This is a genomic window from Paenibacillus sp. FSL H7-0350 (assembly GCF_038593195.1).
Classification (GTDB): domain Bacteria; phylum Bacillota; class Bacilli; order Paenibacillales; family Paenibacillaceae; genus Paenibacillus_AQ.
This window is the reverse complement of record NZ_CP151972.1, coordinates 2,583,111-2,598,718: the sequence shown is the minus strand read 5'-3', so window position 1 is coordinate 2,598,718 and position 15,608 is coordinate 2,583,111. Positions and strand designations below refer to the sequence as shown.

Sequence of the window (15,608 nt, the reverse complement as noted above, 5' to 3'; positions counted from 1 at the left end):
GCTTGCAACAAATTCGCAGTCTTGCGCGTCAGTAAGATTGCATAGAGAGGGGGAACCTTCGTGGTGGAGCAGGGACTCATCAGAGCCGCTCAAGCGGGCGATCGCGACGCTCTAATCACCCTATTGCGAGAAATTGAAGGGCATGTATATAAGACGGCCTTCTACATTCTGCATAATGAACAGGATGCTCTGGATGCCTCCCAGGAAGCGTTGATCCGGGTGTACACCAAGATCGGCTCCTATGAGGAGAAGGCGCAGTTCAAAACATGGGTTCAGCGAATAGTAACCAACATATGTATAGACAAATTCCGGAGAACGAAGCCTACCGTTTCTATCGATGAACACGAAATGGTGTTCCAGGATAAAAAACATAACGTAGAGCGCGAAGTGATGTCGGGTTATCTGGCGGAGGATATCCGTGAGGCCATCGACCAGCTTCCGGAGCATCACCGGACGGTAATCGTGCTCCGCTATTTACAGGATTTTTCTTACAACGAGATTGCAGACTGTCTGGATCTGCCTCTGAACACGGTCAAATCGTACCTGTTCCGGGCGCGGCAGCAGCTGCAGAATAGACTTCAGGAGTATCAGAAAGGTGGTGTGTCAGGATGAAATGCGCGGAGGTGATGGAATGGATGCACCGCTATTTAGATCATGATCTCAGTCAGGAAGAAATGCTTGAAATGTTCCGTCATATCGACGATTGTCCTTCCTGCGCGGAAGTCTTGGACCGGCTGACACTGCTCTCCGAGCAGCTGGAGCAGCTTCCGGATGTGAAGCCCCCCTTCAGTCTGGTTGACTCTATCCTGCCTCAGCTTGAACAACTGGACCGAGGTGTCCCGGAAGCGCCTGCGGTTATGGAGCCGGAAGATCCGAAGGTTGTTCCCTTCTCCCGTTCTAATACCCGGGGCAAGAAGTCCAAGGGCCCTTCACTGGCTGCGCGGACAGGCATTGGTGCGGCAGCTGCAGCTGTAATTCTGCTCATCGCCGTATTCAATATGCCGAAGAGTCTGCCGGGAGCGGACATGGATATGGCCTCCAATTTAATGAGCGGCGGGGCGGCGAACTCCAGCATGAGCACAGAGAACAGTGCGGACGCCCCACTGGCAGACGGACAGAATAACAGCGACAGCGGCAGTGAGCTCCGGTCAATGGAGCAGACCGCGCCGAGTGAAACGGCAGACAATAATTTGAAATCTGCATCTCCTGCTCCCAGTGAGCGTGCGGATCAACCGGCCGCAGCTGGCGGCGGTTCGGATACAGGCACGGAGCCTGAGGTAAGCGAAGCTCCGCCCAGCAAGCGCACCGCTACTGCGCCTCCGGCGGACCGCCCCAAGAGCACCAAGAAAGCGGATAGCCGGTCAGCAGATACCCAGAGCATGAAATCGAGTACACCGACACAACAGAGTGTGGTGGACGATAATCCGGCTGCGGCGGATGCACGGACGGCACCGACTCCAGCTCCGGCAGAGTCAGGAGCCATGACGCTGATGGCTGCGGATTCCTCGTGGACTTCGCCGGACGGGCAGCATATGGCTGAGCTGACTGGCCAGCATGTGTTAATCTACAGCGTAACCGCAGAGGGAGAAGAGCAACAACGGGCAGCGCTGGCTTCGCTTCCATTGGAGGGGAACTGGGTCTCCGGTGTGTGGTCGGAAGATGGCACCCAGTTCACTTATGTGCTACAGCTTGAGGACGGTACGCAGACGACGAAGGTATATACGGTTCCGGCAGAGAGCGCAACACCTGCTCCATCCGCTTCTCCGGCACCTGCCATCTCTCCAGCGCCTACCGCTTCTCCTGCGGCTTCTGCCTCATCGGTTCCCAGCCCGGCTATCACTCCGGACGCGGCAACGTCCGATAAATAACCGGAACGTTCTTCTAGCCTACGGAATATGCTAAGGCAAGAGGACATGAATTACAGGCTTTGCGAGTATCATCGGTATGACCGGCGGCCGGGAGAGTTTCTAGAGCTGCTCCCTCCGTCGTTTATATAGATGCGCCGCTGAAACGGAGTAACTTTGGCCCTGGCTGCCAAGGCTGCTCCGTTTTTGCTTGCGTTCCTGGGCAGAACACTTTGATATAGATGCCTATGTTTTGAGCTGTTTTTTTGATAAAATGTACGAATGCATCACTCGAGAAAATAAAAAAGGAAGTGGCAGGATGGATGCCAAAACGGCGGCCAAGGACATCAAGCAAGGAAAGGTCTCCCCGCTGTACCTGCTGTACGGCAGTGAGAAGTTCCGGATGAATGAATTCGCGGCCATGCTGGAGGAACACCTGATAGCCAAAGAAGACCGCGATTTCGCGGTGATCCCGTTCGATCTGTCCGAAACTCCGGTTCAGGCTGTCGTCGAAGAGGCGGAGACGGTTCCCTTCATGGTAGAACGCAAGCTTCTGCTGGTGCGGGATGCGGCTCTGTTCACGGCAGGCAAGGAGAAGGCGAAGCTGGAACATAACGTGGAGATGCTAAGTGAATATATGCAGCACCCTGCCGAATTCAGCGTGATTGTATTTATGGTGAACGGCGATAAGCTGGATGAACGTAAAAAAATCGTCAAAAGCATCAAAGCTTCCGGCACCGTACTGGCCTTCAATCCCTTGGGTGCGGAGGAGCTGCTGCGCTGGGTGGAGAAAGGCTTCCGCGAACGCGGCTGCTCTCTTGCGCCGGGGACGGCAGAGGTTCTGATTGCAAGCAGCGGAACCGGACTCCAGGGTCTGTCTGCGGAGATGGACAAGCTGTGCCTGTTCGCCGGTACTGGCGGGCAGGTGGATGCGGCAGCAGTGGAGAGTCTGGTCCACCGGGGGACCGAGCAGAATATCTTCACGCTGGTGGAGGATATTGCGAATCTGCGCCTGGACAAGGCGCTGAATACGCTCTATGAACTGCTTAAGCAGCGGGAGGAGCCGATCAAGATCGCTTCGCTGATTGCCCGGCAGTTCAGAATCATCCTGCAGGTCAAGGATTTGTCAGCCCTGAGCTATTCGCAGGGACAGATTGCCTCCCAGCTCGGACTGCATCCGTATGCAGTGAAGCTGGCCGGAGAGCAGGCTCATAAGTTCGGAAGCCAGCGGCTGCGGCAGATCCTGAGTATTCTGGCGGATCTGGACTATCAGATGAAGACGGGGGCGGTCGATAAGGTGCTGGGGCTGGAGATGTTCATGCTGCGCCTCGGAGCCTGAATAGGGCTGCATCTCACGGAACGAATCAAAGAGCCTGTCCATCCCGTGATACACGCGGGCGGGCAGGCTCTTTGATTGTACAGCCGGAATTCAAATGAATAAAGCTAACAAACATAAAAAAACCTAACCGTATGCAGCATAGCGGTCAGGTTCTTCAATTGCTTGTTATGATTGTCGCTCTTGGCTTAGGCTTGAGCCTTGAGAGCGTTCAATTTCTTCGCCAAGCGGGATTTTTTGCGGGCAGCCGCATTTTTATGAACCAGGCCTTTAGTTACAGCCTTGTCCAGCTTTTTGGAAGCCGCTTGGAAAGCAGCCTGAGCTACTTCAACTTCCGTACCTGTCACTGCTACATCAGCAGTTTTCACAGCTGTACGAAGCGCGGACTTCTGGGAAGCGTTCAGTGCACGGCGTTTCTCGATCGTCTTGACGCGTTTTACCGCGGATTTGATATTTGGCATTGCATTCACCTCCTGAAAGACATTCGAAATCAACAAATGATTCACAACTTAAAATAGTTTAGCATGAAGGGTAGTAAAAAGCAAGATAAAAAGCTTTAGAATTCCTCAGTGTGGTTTGTATAAACGGCGGCTTTCTCTCGCACACTATCAGCAATATGCAAAAGGAGGCTGAACTAAGAATGGAACTGGATCTTCAGCTGTATTCGGTACGTACGGACTTGGCGGTGGAAGCGAAGGAAATGGCAGAGCGGCACGCCAATACGCCGATCCCGGGTGTCAATGAGGAAGTGGAAGAAGCGGACGGCATCAAAGTCACGAGACTTGCTGTAGCAGACCTTGCCGGCTCTCAGGCGATTGGACGGGCAATCGGCAATTACGTGACCCTGGAGGTGCCTGGGCTGCGCGGCGGGGACACAGGGCTGCAGCAGAAGGTCTCTACAGTGTTTGCCCGGGAATTCGAGCACTTCCTGGATAAAATCGGGATTGACCGCGATTCCAAGGTCCTTATCGTGGGACTGGGCAACTGGAATGTGACGCCCGACTCGCTCGGCCCGCTGGTCGTTGAGAATGCGCTGATTACCCGCCAGTTCTATGAGCTGGTGCCCGACCAGATCTCGCCCGGTTACCGGAATGTCAGTGCTATTGCTCCCGGAGTGCTCGGCCTGACAGGGATTGAATCCAGCGAAGTTGTGCAGGGGATAGTGGACCGCACCAGCCCGGATGTCATTATAGCTATTGATGCGCTGGCCTCCCGTTCATTGGAGAGAATCAATACCACCATCCAGATTGCTGACATCGGGATTCATCCCGGTTCAGGGATCGGGAACAAACGCAGAGGGCTGACCAAGGAGGTGCTCGGTGTACCTTGCATCGCCATCGGCGTCCCTACAGTCTGCTATGCCTCCACTATCGTCAATAATGTGCTGGAGATGATGCGGACCCATTTCGGGCAAATGGCTGACGGGGGCGCTCATACCAAGGAGATTATGGGTCTCCTTGACGATATCTCTGAGCAGGAGCGTCTAGCCCTGGTGAAAGAAGTGCTTGAGCCGCTGGGCCATGACCTGATTGTGACCCCCAAAGAGATCGATGAATTCATTGAAGAGATCGCGAACATTGTGGCAAGCGGACTGAATGCCGCCCTGCATGAAGCGGTAGATCCGGGTAATGTCGGAGCTTACACTCACTGATCTGTCACTTATCAACTAGCCCGCACCGCCCTGCTATAACGCAGAACTGGTTGCGGGCTCTTTGTACAAATTACAAGAACTTATGTGTCACATCTCTATCTATGCTCCCTGCTATCTCTCATTTTGTGGTTCTAGCATAACCCTTAAGCTCATAGATTTGGAGTATGAGAGATTACAGAGGGCTTAGAGGAGGACATAACAATCATGAACAGAAAATGGTTTCAGCTATGGAATATAGGGCGGCTGCGCGGACGGCTGATGGATATTCTGTCGCTGGGAAGGACGATGCTGCTGCTGGCCGGAGGTTCGCTTGTGTTGTTCATGCTGCTTGGAGCCGGCGGATTGGCCGGGCAGAAGCTGAATTCTTCGCCCATTCCTTCTATGAAAGGTCTGGCGGCTTCGCTCTCCAGCGGATTCTTCATGGAGCTGCTGGGCATGGAGGTTCCTCATCTGCCGAAGGGCGAGGAGCCTTCAGCCTTCTCCGGGGACAAGGTGACCTCGTTCGTATTCCGGCTGCTGACCAGTGTTGATCCTGGTGATCCGAAGAGTCTGGTCTCGCGTGAGATGCCAGGACTTGCTGCCGATGATCCTTTCCTGCTGCGGCAAGGTTCAGGGGGAAGTACAGGGGCGCCGGCCGATTATCATCCGGGGGGCGATGAACTGGCCACTGGGGAAAACCCTGGAGCAGGGGGCGATCCTGGAGCCCTCCCAGATTCAGGGGACGGTACAGAGGCTGATAATGGCCATGACAATCCGGGGGGAGGCGTGGTACAGCCCGAGGCTTCGCCTATTCCGGACCCGTCCGGTACAGAACCTGACGAGGGTTACTCCGGAAGCGGAGATGCCGAGAACGGCACGGGAGATACTTCGGTCAAGCGTATTCTCGTCTATCATTCCCATCCGCGGGAAGCATATAATCCGCTGCTGGGCGCACAGAGCGACAACCCCAGCTCGGCCGTCCCTTCCAAGAATGTCATGCTGGTAGGCTCCTATATTGCCAAGAGGCTGGAAGAACGCGGAATCGGAACGGTCCATGCCCAGGAGGACTATGCTACAGAGGTGCCAGGCTACAACTGGAACTTCTCTTATAAATATTCACGTATGACTGTGAAATCGGCTATGGCCTCCAATCAGAGCATGAGTGAGTTGATTGATATTCACCGCGATTCGCAGCGGCACGGCAAAACAACGGCTGTGATTAACGGAAAAAATTATGCCCAGGTATATTTTATATTGGGGCATGCGAATAAAAACTGGAAACAAAACGAAGCCTTCGCCAATAAAATCCATCAGCTGCTGGAGAAAAATTATCCTGGAATTTCACGCGGGATATGGGGGAAATCGTCCGGAAACGGGAATAATGGGGAATATAACCAGACGTTGTCCCCGAACAGTGTGCTGATTGAGGTAGGCGGAATTGACAACAGCGCCGAGGAGCTGAAGCGGACGGCGGATCTTCTGGCAGATGCGATTGCTGATGTGTATTGGAGCAGCCGTGATGCTGAGAAGGCGGCTGCGCCAGATCAAGGCAGTACGCAGTCTGGAGTCACCGGGGCAGACACTTCAACCGGTTCCTAAATGGAATATAGCTGAAAAGGAGCGGAGACTATGACACGGTTCGGTAAAAAGCTGGTGATGGTCGGAATATGGGCGGGTGTAGGGATGCTGATCGGCCTGCAGTTCGGCGGCGGCGGTCCGGGAGTCTCCGGTATACTGCCGGACTGGAGTAAGCCAGCCGAGAGCAGCACGGCTGGGAGTCAGCTTCCGGCTGGACAGAACGGCACGGCCGGGACCGCACATGTTCCGGCTGCCGGCTCGGCCCCGGGCGGCCAGGCTTATGTATATGTGCCCGTGACTATTGATCCGGTAACGGGCGCTTACACCATGCTGCCCATGCAGCAGCAGGTTGCAGGTACACAGGCGCAGACGGCTGGCGGCACAGGCAGCCTTCCGCAGCAGGAGGTGAAGGACTACTCTGCGCTCAGTCCCGAGCAGATTCTGATCCCGGAGGAGCAGAAGCCCACGGTGGATGTGCTGGCCGATAAGACTGCTGGCCTGCTCCAGCAGGCTTCGCAGAAGGGTATCCGCTGGGTGGTCTCGCTCTTCGACTCCTCGGAGGAGTGAGCAGGAACAGCCCGGAATTTCCCGGGCTGTAAGGAGGTTTAAGGTACAAACGGCTGCGGATGATGGAAGTCCGCAGCCGTTTGTGTGTTTTTTTGCAGGATTCCGCCTGCGGTTGTAGAGGGTCCAGGCGGTTTCTTTCTTTTCCGGGGGCTGTCGGGATTGATGGGCGAAGCCCGTACTGTTATAATAAGTGGATTAACATTAGGCTGTCTGTGGGGGTAAGGAATGACTGACGTTCAGAAACGACAACAACAAATTCGCAATTTCTCGATTATTGCACATATAGACCATGGCAAATCGACACTGGCTGACCGCATTCTGGAGTATACGGGTGCGCTCACTTCGCGTGAAATGCAGGAGCAGGTTCTGGATCAGATGGACCTGGAGCGCGAGCGCGGCATCACCATCAAGCTGCAGGCCGTACGTCTGACGTACCGTGCCGATGACGGACAGGATTATTATCTGAATCTGATTGACACACCTGGGCATGTCGATTTCACCTATGAGGTATCCCGCAGTCTGGCGGCCTGCGAAGGCGCACTGCTGGTCGTGGATGCGGCGCAGGGGATCGAGGCCCAGACGCTGGCTAACGTGTATCTCGCGCTTGATAACAATCTGGAGATTCTTCCGGTGCTCAACAAAATCGATCTTCCCAATGCTGACGCCGAACGCGTGAAGCAGGAGATTGAAGATGTCATCGGGCTGGATGCCAGTGAAGCTGTTCTGGCTTCTGCCAAGGCAGGCATCGGCATCAAGGAGATTCTGGAGCAGGTCGTGAAGCAGGTTCCGGCGCCGACTGGCAGCTCGGAAGAACCGCTCAAGGCGCTGATCTTCGACTCCCATTATGACCCGTACAAGGGCGTTATCGTCTATGTCCGTGTAATGGACGGCAGTATCCGTGCCGGTTCCAAGATTAAAATGATGGCCACCGACAAAACCTTTGAGGTTATTGAGGTCGGAGCCTTTATGCCGCGCATGACCATTGTACCGGAGCTGAACATCGGCGATGTCGGCTTCATTGTGGCCGGAATTAAGCATGTAGGCGACACCCGTGTCGGGGATACAGTGACGGATGCCAAGAATCCGACGCCTGAACCGCTGCCGGGCTACCGCCGGATTAATCCGATGGTCTATTGCGGGCTCTATCCTATTGAGACTTCCGATTATAATGATCTCCGTGAAGCGCTGGAGAAGCTGCAGCTGAATGACGCTTCCCTGAGCTTCGAGCCGGAGAGCTCCAGCGCCCTCGGCTTTGGCTTCCGCTGCGGCTTCCTGGGACTGCTGCATATGGAGATTATTCAGGAGCGGATCGAACGCGAGTTCAATCTGCCACTGATTACTACCGCGCCGAGCGTTATTTACCGTATTAAGCTGACTAACGGGGAGACCATCCAGATCGACAATCCGTCGCACTATCCGGAGATCGGGACGATTGACTTCATCGAAGAGCCGTATGTCAAAGCGGGAATTATTGTGCCTAACGACTTCGTGGGTACCGTGATGGAGCTGTGCCAGAACAAACGCGGTGAATTCGTCAACATGGAGTATCTGGACAGCAACCGTGTAACCATTACGTACGAGATTCCGTTATCCGAGATCGTCTACGACTTCTTCGACCAACTGAAATCCGGCACGAAGGGTTATGCATCCTACGATTACGAGATCTCCGGTTACCGCCAGTCCAATCTCGTGAAGATGGATATCCTGCTGAACAATGAGCAGGTCGATGCACTGTCCTTCATCGTTCACCGCGACCGCGCCTACAACCGCGGCCGGGTCATCTGTGAGAAGCTGCGCGGCATTATCCCGCGCCAGATGTTCGAGGTGCCGATTCAGGCATCCGTCGGCACGAAGGTGGTTGCGCGTGAGACCGTTAAGGCCATGCGTAAGAACGTATTAGCCAAATGCTACGGCGGCGATATCTCGCGTAAGCGGAAGCTGCTGGAGAAGCAGAAGGAAGGCAAGAAGCGCATGAAGCAGGTCGGCAGCGTCGAGGTGCCGCAGGAAGCGTTCATGGCCGTGCTTCAGATTGAGTAGCAGCATATAAGCTCCTCCGGAGCTTTCGGTTTATCGCAGAAACGGGTGCCGTCCTACGCAGGGCGGTGCAGCCGTTTCTTCTTGCTTTTCAGCAGCAGGTGCTGTGGCAGGCCTGTACATTAATAGAACAAAGGAGACAGCTAATGAACACAGCTAAGAACACTGCACACCATGGCCGTCCCCCTGAGGCCGTATATATTCACATCCCGTTCTGCACCAATAAATGCTTCTATTGTGATTTCAATTCTTACGTGCTGAAGGACCAGCCGGTGATGGACTACCTCCATGCGCTTGACCGTGAGATGGAGCTGACCGTGCAACACACGCCTCCGGGTGTGATCAAGACGATTTTTGTCGGCGGGGGTACGCCTACTGTACTGGGGCCTGATGAGATGGCTTATTTCCTGGAATCGGTCCGCAGACATTTCCCGCAGTGGGATGAGCAGATTGAATTCTCGATGGAGGCTAACCCCGGCACAACCGATATCGACAAGCTCAGAGTCATGAAGGAAGGCGGCGTCAACCGTGTCAGCTTCGGGGTGCAGGCGTTCCAGAATGAACTGCTGAGCGGAATCGGCCGGATTCATGATGTGAACGACGTATACCGCAGTCTGGAGAATGCCCGTGCGGTGGGCCTTAATAACCTGTCGCTGGATCTGATGTTCGGCCTGCCGAACCAGACAGTGGACATGCTCAGAGAGAGCATCGACAAGGCGCTGGCGCTGGATCTTCCGCATTATTCCATCTACAGCCTGAAGGTGGAGGAGAACACACTGTTCCACACGCTGTTCAACAAGAACAAGCTTCCGCTGCCGAATGAAGAGGATGAGCTGGCGATGTATCTGTTGCTGATGTCTACTATGGAGGCCGCAGGGTATATACAGTATGAGATTAGTAATTTTGCGAAGCCGGGGCTGGAGAGCCGCCACAATATCACGTACTGGCGCAACGAGGATTATTACGGACTGGGCGCAGGGGCGCATGGATATGTGGGCCGGCAGCGGCACATGAATATCAAGGGCGTGAACCCGTATAACGAGGCTTCGCGCAGCGGGCTGCCGCGTCTGGACAGCTTTGAGATCTCCGAGCAGGAGGCGATGGAGGATTTCATGATGGTCGGCCTGCGGATGCGCGAAGGAGTATCGGATAAGGCGTTCCGTTCGCAATTCGGTAAGCCGCTGGAGGCTGTTTTTGCAAGGCCGCTGCATAAAATGCTCAAGGCCGGGCTGCTGGAGCAGTCCGGGGACAACTATCGCCTGAGCAAGCAGGGAATCCTGTTTGGCAACGATGTTTTCGGGGAATTTGTCGGTGCTTTGACAGAGGTTTAATTTTGAAATACCCCTTGAATTGTAATTCACTGTGTTGTATATTTATTCATATTAACAACAAGGGGTGAGTCAAGGTGCTTGTCAAAACGGATCATTTCCAAAAGGCTTCTCCAGCGGGAGAGCAGCAAGTGATATGCAGAAATGCTACGGTGGAGGATGTAGAGCCGCTGTATCTGATGATAGAGGAGTATGCCAGGCAGGGGATTATGCTGCCCCGTTCAAGGCAAGCACTGACCCGCCAGATCGACCAGTTCGTAATTGCCGAGATTGGCGGCAAGTTTGTCGGCTGCGGTTCCTTGTTCAGGCTCGGCAGTGATCTTGTGGAGGTCCGTTCCATTGGACTGCGTGATGAAGGTAAGGGCAAAGGTGTAGGCACGATGATCCTGGAGAAGCTGGTGGAAGAAGCCAGACGCCAGCGAATCCCGAAGATTATGGCCCTGACTTATGCCGTGGACTTCTTCCTCCGCAATGGCTTTGATGTGGTGCAGAAGGAGATTTTCCCCGAGAAGGTCTGGACCGATTGTGTGAACTGCAAGAAGCAGCATGCCTGCGATGAGATCGCCGTGCTGAAGAGACTGGACTAATCCGGCGGGACATAGCCCCACGGTAAACTATATAATAAGAAACCACTGTTCTCCCGGGAAGCTGATGCTTCAGGGTGACAGTGGTTTTTTGAAATTATAGAATGTATATGTTTCACACGATAACTTATCCGCTGAAACGGCTTCCGTATTATTGTGCATAGATAAGCTTGCGCTGCTGCTCTACAAGTTCCGCAAGCTCCGGCGTGGCATACGCAGAAGGGTGAAACGAAGGGGACATCGTATTATAAGTAACTCTAACGCTGGACCCGTCCGTCATCTCAATCTCCATCCAGTATTTGTCCCCCACCCAGCTCTTGGTCTGCTTGGACAGCTCCTCGAACGGGAGGTATGCCAGCTTGGGGAATTCACGGATGAATACGGCGTTGGCCTCCGGGGTGAAGTCCATCAGGTCAGAACCGTCATTGCCGCTCACAAAACGGACAGTTTGTATTTTGCCCACTATATCCAGCAGATCGTTAAGGGTTCTGGCTGCCGGATTGTTGGACGCCAGATATAGCCGGTCCCCCGCCCAGAGTCGCGCCGATGTCTTATAGCCCTCTACCTCGTAGAGCAGTGTGCCTGTCTTAAGATTTGTCGCATCTCCATCCTGCAGCTCAGCGCGCGGACACTTCTGTTCGGATTTGCTGTAGGTGATTCTGCCGATCTCCTTGCCTTTGCCCAGTGCGATGGGGTTAGGATTGGTATTATCGTAGTACATGACGCCGTCCCATTGCAGGAGGGATACATAATTCGCATCCACATCGATGCACTCTACCGGTAAGATTTTACCGTTACAGCCCGTAAGTGCCAGTGCAGTTAATAGGCCTGCGATGATAGCCCATAATGTTGTTTTTTTAAAACGCATTTTTATCACTCCCTGAGTATTGGACGGCATCGTCCGGGAAATGGTTGCGGTGAAATATCCAAAATCTTGCTTTGTTTAAAATAGGCGCAATCAAGTTGCTGAACTCACTTGACAATGCTGAGGTCAGTTTGGTATTTTTGTATTAGTGGTTAGCACTCATCTCGTTAGAGTGCTAACGAATCGGAGCCACAGTCGGATAGGAGGGAATAACATGTTAACTGAACGCCAGAGAATGATACTGAATGCCATTGTCGATGACTATATTTCTTCCGCTGAGCCGGTGGGCTCACGCAGTATCTCGAAACGCGGGGATGTGGGCTACAGTCCAGCCACGATCCGCAACGAAATGGCCGATCTGGAGGATCTGGGTTATCTGGAGCAACCTCATACGTCGGCAGGGAGAATCCCGTCCCATAAGGGCTACCGCTATTATGTGGATCATCTGGTACCGTGGAATTCCGCCGAAACGGCCGAGCTGGGCACGATCCGCGCTTTTTTCGCCGAGAAGCTGAATGCTACAGAGCAGGTTATCCAACACGCGGCAATGATCCTGTCCAATATGACGAATTATACTTCCATCCTGCTGGGACCGGAAGTTTTTCATACTTCATTGCGCCATTTCCAGCTGCTTCCGCTCGATGACAAGACCGCTGTGGCAATTATCGTTACCAGCACCGGGCAGGTAGAGAACCGAACCGTGAGTCTTCCTCCGGAGATATCTGTGTCCGAGATGGAGAAGGTCGTGAATCTGCTGAACAGCAAGCTGGTCAATGTACCGCTCTACAAGCTGAAGAGTCAGCTCTATTCCGAGCTGGGTGAAGAAATGCAGCGCCACATCTCCCATTATGAAGAATTAATGCAGGTGCTGGATAAGGCGCTTGAGAGCGACCAAGATCAGCGGATTTACTTAAGCGGAGCCACGAATATGCTGACCCAGCCGGAGTTCAAGGACGTCGACAAGGTGAAGACGATTCTCGATCTGCTGGAGGAGACGCCTACGCTGCTCAAAATGCTCACCCCGGCCAGCAGCGGAGCAGGAATGCAGGTGCGCATCGGTACAGAGAATAAGCATGAGGCTTTTGCCAACTGCAGTCTGATTACCGCCACCTATTCACTGGACGGCAAGCCGCTGGGGAGCATCGGTATCCTGGGTCCGACCCGTATGGAGTACGCACGTGTAATGGGTATTCTGGGGATTTTGTCCCGGGATTTGACAGCGATGCTGGCACACTGGTATAAGTGAACAGAGTGTACTAGTCCATGTGAATGATATTAAGGAGGTGAAGACAACTTGAAAGAGGAAGAGGTTCAAGAAATGAATGAGAAGAATGATCCCTCGGTGAATGAGAATCACGCGGCTGAAGAGGCTGATACCACAGCAGATAGCGGTTCATTCACGGCTGAAGAGGCCGGCGAGGCGGCTTCAGGCAATGAGGAATACAGAAAGCTGCAGGAGCTGGCAGATGAGCATCAGGCGCGCACCTTGCGTGTGCAGGCTGATTTCGATAACTTCCGCCGCCGGACCCAGAAAGAAAAGGAAGAGCTGGCACAGTACGCAACGTCTAAGCTTGTAACCGAACTGCTTCCGGTAATGGATAACTTCGAACGCGCACTGGCGACACCTGCAGCAGGTGCAGACGCTGAAGCGTTCATCAAAGGCGTGAATATGATTTTCCGTCAGCTGGAGGGAGTCCTTAAGTCTGAAGGGCTTACAGCTATGGAAGTGGTAGGACAGCCTTTTAACCCTGAATATCATCAGGCGATCATGCAGGTGGAGAGCGAGGAGCACGAGGAAGGCATCGTGACGGAGGAGGTCCAGAAGGGCTATCTCCTGAAGGATAAGGTTCTTCGTCCGGCCATGGTCAAAGTCAGCATGTAGTTCTGTTCTATATAAGATAAGCGGGTAGAGCTTGTGAAATTAATTTCCACAATAATATAAATGGATGAAGCCCCGGGCTTCACATTATTTCTGAGGAGGCACATTACAGTGAGTAAAGTTATCGGTATTGACTTAGGAACCACGAACTCTTGCGTTGCGGTTATGGAAGGCGGCGAAGCCGTCGTTATCCCGAATCCGGAAGGCGCGCGTACAACCCCATCGGTTGTAGGCTTCAAGAAAGACGGCGAGCGCATCGTCGGTGAAACGGCAAAACGCCAGGCCATTACGAACCCGGACCGTACGATCGCTTCGATCAAACGCCACATGGGTACAGGCCACAAAGAAAGCATTGACGGCAAGGACTATTCTGCACAGGAAATCTCGGCAATGATTCTTCAGAAGCTGAAATCCGATGCTGAAGCTTATCTGGGCCAGACGGTAACCCAAGCGGTTATTACAGTTCCTGCTTATTTCAATGACAGCCAGCGTCAGGCTACCAAGGATGCAGGTAAAATTGCCGGCCTTGAAGTGCTGCGTATCGTCAATGAGCCAACAGCAGCTGCTCTTGCTTACGGTCTGGAGAAATCCGAAGATCACACCATCCTGGTCTATGACCTTGGCGGCGGTACCTTCGACGTATCCATCCTTGAGCTGGGCGACGGCTTCTTTGAAGTAAAGGCCACCAGCGGTGACAACCGTCTGGGCGGAGATGATTTTGACCAACTGGTTATGGATTATCTCGTAGCTGAATTCAAGAAAGAGCAAGGCATTGATCTGAGCAAGGACAAAGCGGCGGTTCAACGTCTGAAAGATGCTGCGGAAAAAGCGAAGAAAGAGCTGTCCGGCGTACTCACAACTACAGTATCGCTTCCGTTCATCACGGTAGTTGACGGAGTGCCTCAGCACTTGGAGATCAACCTGACCCGTGCCAAGTTCGACGAATTGACTGCAAGTCTGGTTGAGCGCACACTGGGACCTACCCGTCAAGCGCTGAAGGATGCTGGTATGACGCCTGCGGACCTGAACAGAATCGTACTGGTCGGCGGATCGACTCGTATTCCTGCCGTACAGGATGCGATTAAGAAGCTTACAGGCAAAGATCCGCACAAAGGTGTTAACCCGGATGAAGTAGTAGCCCTGGGTGCTGCTGTTCAAGCGGGCGTACTGACTGGTGATGTAAAAGACGTAGTCTTGCTCGACGTAACTCCGCTGTCCCTCGGTATTGAAACTGCAGGCGGCGTGTTCACGAAGATGATTGAGCGCAACACTACGATCCCTACAAGCAAATCGCAGGTGTTCTCGACCTTCGCAGACAGCCAGCCTAGCGTGGAAATCCACGTATTGCAGGGTGAACGCGAGATGGCGAACGGCAACAAGACGCTGGGACGCTTCATGCTGAACGAGATTCCACCGGCACCGCGCGGCGTACCGCAGATCGAAGTTACCTTCGACATCGATGCCAACGGTATCGTTAATGTCTCTGCTACAGATAAAGGTACCAACAAGAGCCAGAAGATCACCATTACTTCTTCCAGCGGTCTGAGTGACGCAGAAGTGGAACAGATGATGAAGGATGCTGAGCTGCACGCTGAGGAAGACCGCAAGCGTAAAGAACTGGTTGAAGCCAAGAACGGTGCTGACCAGCTCGTATACTCCACAGATAAAGTAATCAAGGATCTGGGCGACAAGGTCGATGCTTCCGAGATCGACAAAGCCAATGAAGCCAAGGATAAGGTGAAGGCTGCACTTGAAACCGACAACCTGGAAGAAATTACTGCCGCTACAGAGGCGCTGAATGAGATTGTACAGCAGTTGTCCGTGAAGCTGTATGAGCAGGCTGCACAGGAACAGCAGGGTGCTGAAGCGGGTCAGGATGCTTCTGAAGGCAATGCCAAGAAGGATAATGTGGTAGATGCGGATTACGAAGTGGTTGACGATGAGAAGAATCAAGGGTAACCTT

General features: G+C 53.6%; 14 protein-coding genes. 12 read left to right on the top strand and 2 right to left on the bottom strand.

The window, feature by feature from the left end; translation table 11 throughout:
* Nucleotides 1-60: 60 nt before the first annotated feature.
* The 3 genes from NYE24_RS11935 (at nucleotide 61) to holA (ending at nucleotide 3,183) form a co-directional block, all read left to right on the top strand.
* The gene (locus tag NYE24_RS11935; RefSeq protein ID WP_036690462.1) at nucleotides 61-612 is read left to right on the top strand and encodes a sigma-70 family RNA polymerase sigma factor; all 552 of its coding nucleotides are present in this window, start codon (nucleotides 61-63) and stop codon (nucleotides 610-612) included.
* Nucleotides 609-1,868: a zf-HC2 domain-containing protein gene (locus NYE24_RS11930; RefSeq protein ID WP_342478736.1), complete on the top strand. Its 1,260-nt coding sequence runs from the start codon at nucleotides 609-611 to the stop codon at nucleotides 1,866-1,868. The genes NYE24_RS11935 and NYE24_RS11930 overlap by 4 nt, the downstream gene beginning before the upstream one ends.
* A 295-nt stretch (nucleotides 1,869-2,163) precedes the next feature.
* Nucleotides 2,164-3,183: a DNA polymerase III subunit delta gene (gene holA / locus NYE24_RS11925; protein ID WP_076154195.1), complete on the top strand. Its 1,020-nt coding sequence runs from the start codon at nucleotides 2,164-2,166 to the stop codon at nucleotides 3,181-3,183.
* 185 nt (nucleotides 3,184-3,368) lie between these two features.
* Here holA and rpsT read toward each other — a convergent pair whose 3' ends face one another.
* Complete coding sequence (rpsT, locus tag NYE24_RS11920) at nucleotides 3,369-3,641, bottom strand: 30S ribosomal protein S20 (RefSeq protein WP_036690458.1); 273 nt, start codon at nucleotides 3,639-3,641, stop codon at nucleotides 3,369-3,371.
* A 179-nt stretch (nucleotides 3,642-3,820) separates the two neighbouring features.
* Between rpsT and gpr the strand changes: the two genes are divergently transcribed.
* From gpr to NYE24_RS11890, 6 genes are all read left to right on the top strand, one after another.
* The gene (gene gpr / locus NYE24_RS11915; protein ID WP_036690456.1) at nucleotides 3,821-4,831 is read left to right on the top strand and encodes a GPR endopeptidase; all 1,011 of its coding nucleotides are present in this window, start codon (nucleotides 3,821-3,823) and stop codon (nucleotides 4,829-4,831) included.
* 204 nt (nucleotides 4,832-5,035) lie between these two features.
* Nucleotides 5,036-6,409 (top strand): stage II sporulation protein P, encoded by a 1,374-nt coding sequence (locus NYE24_RS11910; RefSeq protein WP_036690453.1) that lies wholly within the window; start codon nucleotides 5,036-5,038, stop codon nucleotides 6,407-6,409.
* Nucleotides 6,410-6,439: 30 nt separating this feature from the next.
* The gene (locus NYE24_RS11905; protein ID WP_342478735.1) at nucleotides 6,440-6,955 is read left to right on the top strand and encodes a hypothetical protein; all 516 of its coding nucleotides are present in this window, start codon (nucleotides 6,440-6,442) and stop codon (nucleotides 6,953-6,955) included.
* Nucleotides 6,956-7,180: 225 nt separating this feature from the next.
* A complete protein-coding gene (gene lepA, locus NYE24_RS11900; RefSeq protein WP_076154198.1) occupies nucleotides 7,181-8,992 on the top strand; it encodes a translation elongation factor 4 in 1,812 nt (603 codons plus the stop codon).
* A gap of 143 nt (nucleotides 8,993-9,135) precedes the next feature.
* Complete coding sequence (hemW, locus tag NYE24_RS11895) at nucleotides 9,136-10,320, top strand: radical SAM family heme chaperone HemW (RefSeq protein WP_036690448.1); 1,185 nt, start codon at nucleotides 9,136-9,138, stop codon at nucleotides 10,318-10,320.
* A gap of 74 nt (nucleotides 10,321-10,394) precedes the next feature.
* Entirely contained in the window at nucleotides 10,395-10,904 is a 510-nt protein-coding gene (locus NYE24_RS11890; protein WP_143804192.1) for an N-acetyltransferase, read from the top strand.
* 148 nt (nucleotides 10,905-11,052) lie between these two features.
* Here NYE24_RS11890 and NYE24_RS11885 read toward each other — a convergent pair whose 3' ends face one another.
* Entirely contained in the window at nucleotides 11,053-11,769 is a 717-nt protein-coding gene (locus NYE24_RS11885) for a hypothetical protein (RefSeq protein WP_342478734.1), read from the bottom strand.
* Between the two features lie 211 nt (nucleotides 11,770-11,980).
* Here NYE24_RS11885 and hrcA point away from each other — a divergent pair, with 211 nt between their 5' ends.
* From hrcA to dnaK, 3 genes are all read left to right on the top strand, one after another.
* Nucleotides 11,981-13,012, top strand: coding sequence for a heat-inducible transcriptional repressor HrcA (hrcA, locus tag NYE24_RS11880; protein WP_036690445.1), 1,032 nt, complete (start codon nucleotides 11,981-11,983; stop codon nucleotides 13,010-13,012).
* A gap of 48 nt (nucleotides 13,013-13,060) precedes the next feature.
* The gene (grpE, locus tag NYE24_RS11875; RefSeq protein ID WP_036690443.1) at nucleotides 13,061-13,648 is read left to right on the top strand and encodes a nucleotide exchange factor GrpE; all 588 of its coding nucleotides are present in this window, start codon (nucleotides 13,061-13,063) and stop codon (nucleotides 13,646-13,648) included.
* Between the two features lie 108 nt (nucleotides 13,649-13,756).
* Nucleotides 13,757-15,604, top strand: a complete 1,848-nt coding sequence (gene dnaK / locus NYE24_RS11870) for a molecular chaperone DnaK (RefSeq protein WP_036690442.1) — start codon at nucleotides 13,757-13,759, stop codon at nucleotides 15,602-15,604.
* Nucleotides 15,605-15,608 lie beyond the last annotated feature (4 nt).

Excerpts from the sequence above, each read along its gene's own strand:
- NYE24_RS11930 (WP_342478736.1), top strand. The coding sequence starts at position 609 with ATGAAATGCGCGGAGGTGATGGAATGGATGCACCGCTATTTAGATCAT.
- holA (WP_076154195.1), top strand. The coding sequence starts at position 2,164 with ATGGATGCCAAAACGGCGGCCAAGGACATCAAGCAAGGAAAGGTCTCC.
- rpsT (WP_036690458.1), bottom strand. The coding sequence starts at position 3,641 with ATGCCAAATATCAAATCCGCGGTAAAACGCGTCAAGACGATCGAGAAA.
- gpr (WP_036690456.1), top strand. The coding sequence starts at position 3,821 with ATGGAACTGGATCTTCAGCTGTATTCGGTACGTACGGACTTGGCGGTG.
- NYE24_RS11910 (WP_036690453.1), top strand. The coding sequence starts at position 5,036 with ATGAACAGAAAATGGTTTCAGCTATGGAATATAGGGCGGCTGCGCGGA.
- NYE24_RS11905 (WP_342478735.1), top strand. The coding sequence starts at position 6,440 with ATGACACGGTTCGGTAAAAAGCTGGTGATGGTCGGAATATGGGCGGGT.
- lepA (WP_076154198.1), top strand. The coding sequence starts at position 7,181 with ATGACTGACGTTCAGAAACGACAACAACAAATTCGCAATTTCTCGATT.
- hemW (WP_036690448.1), top strand. The coding sequence starts at position 9,136 with ATGAACACAGCTAAGAACACTGCACACCATGGCCGTCCCCCTGAGGCC.
- NYE24_RS11885 (WP_342478734.1), bottom strand. The coding sequence starts at position 11,769 with ATGCGTTTTAAAAAAACAACATTATGGGCTATCATCGCAGGCCTATTA.
- hrcA (WP_036690445.1), top strand. The coding sequence starts at position 11,981 with ATGTTAACTGAACGCCAGAGAATGATACTGAATGCCATTGTCGATGAC.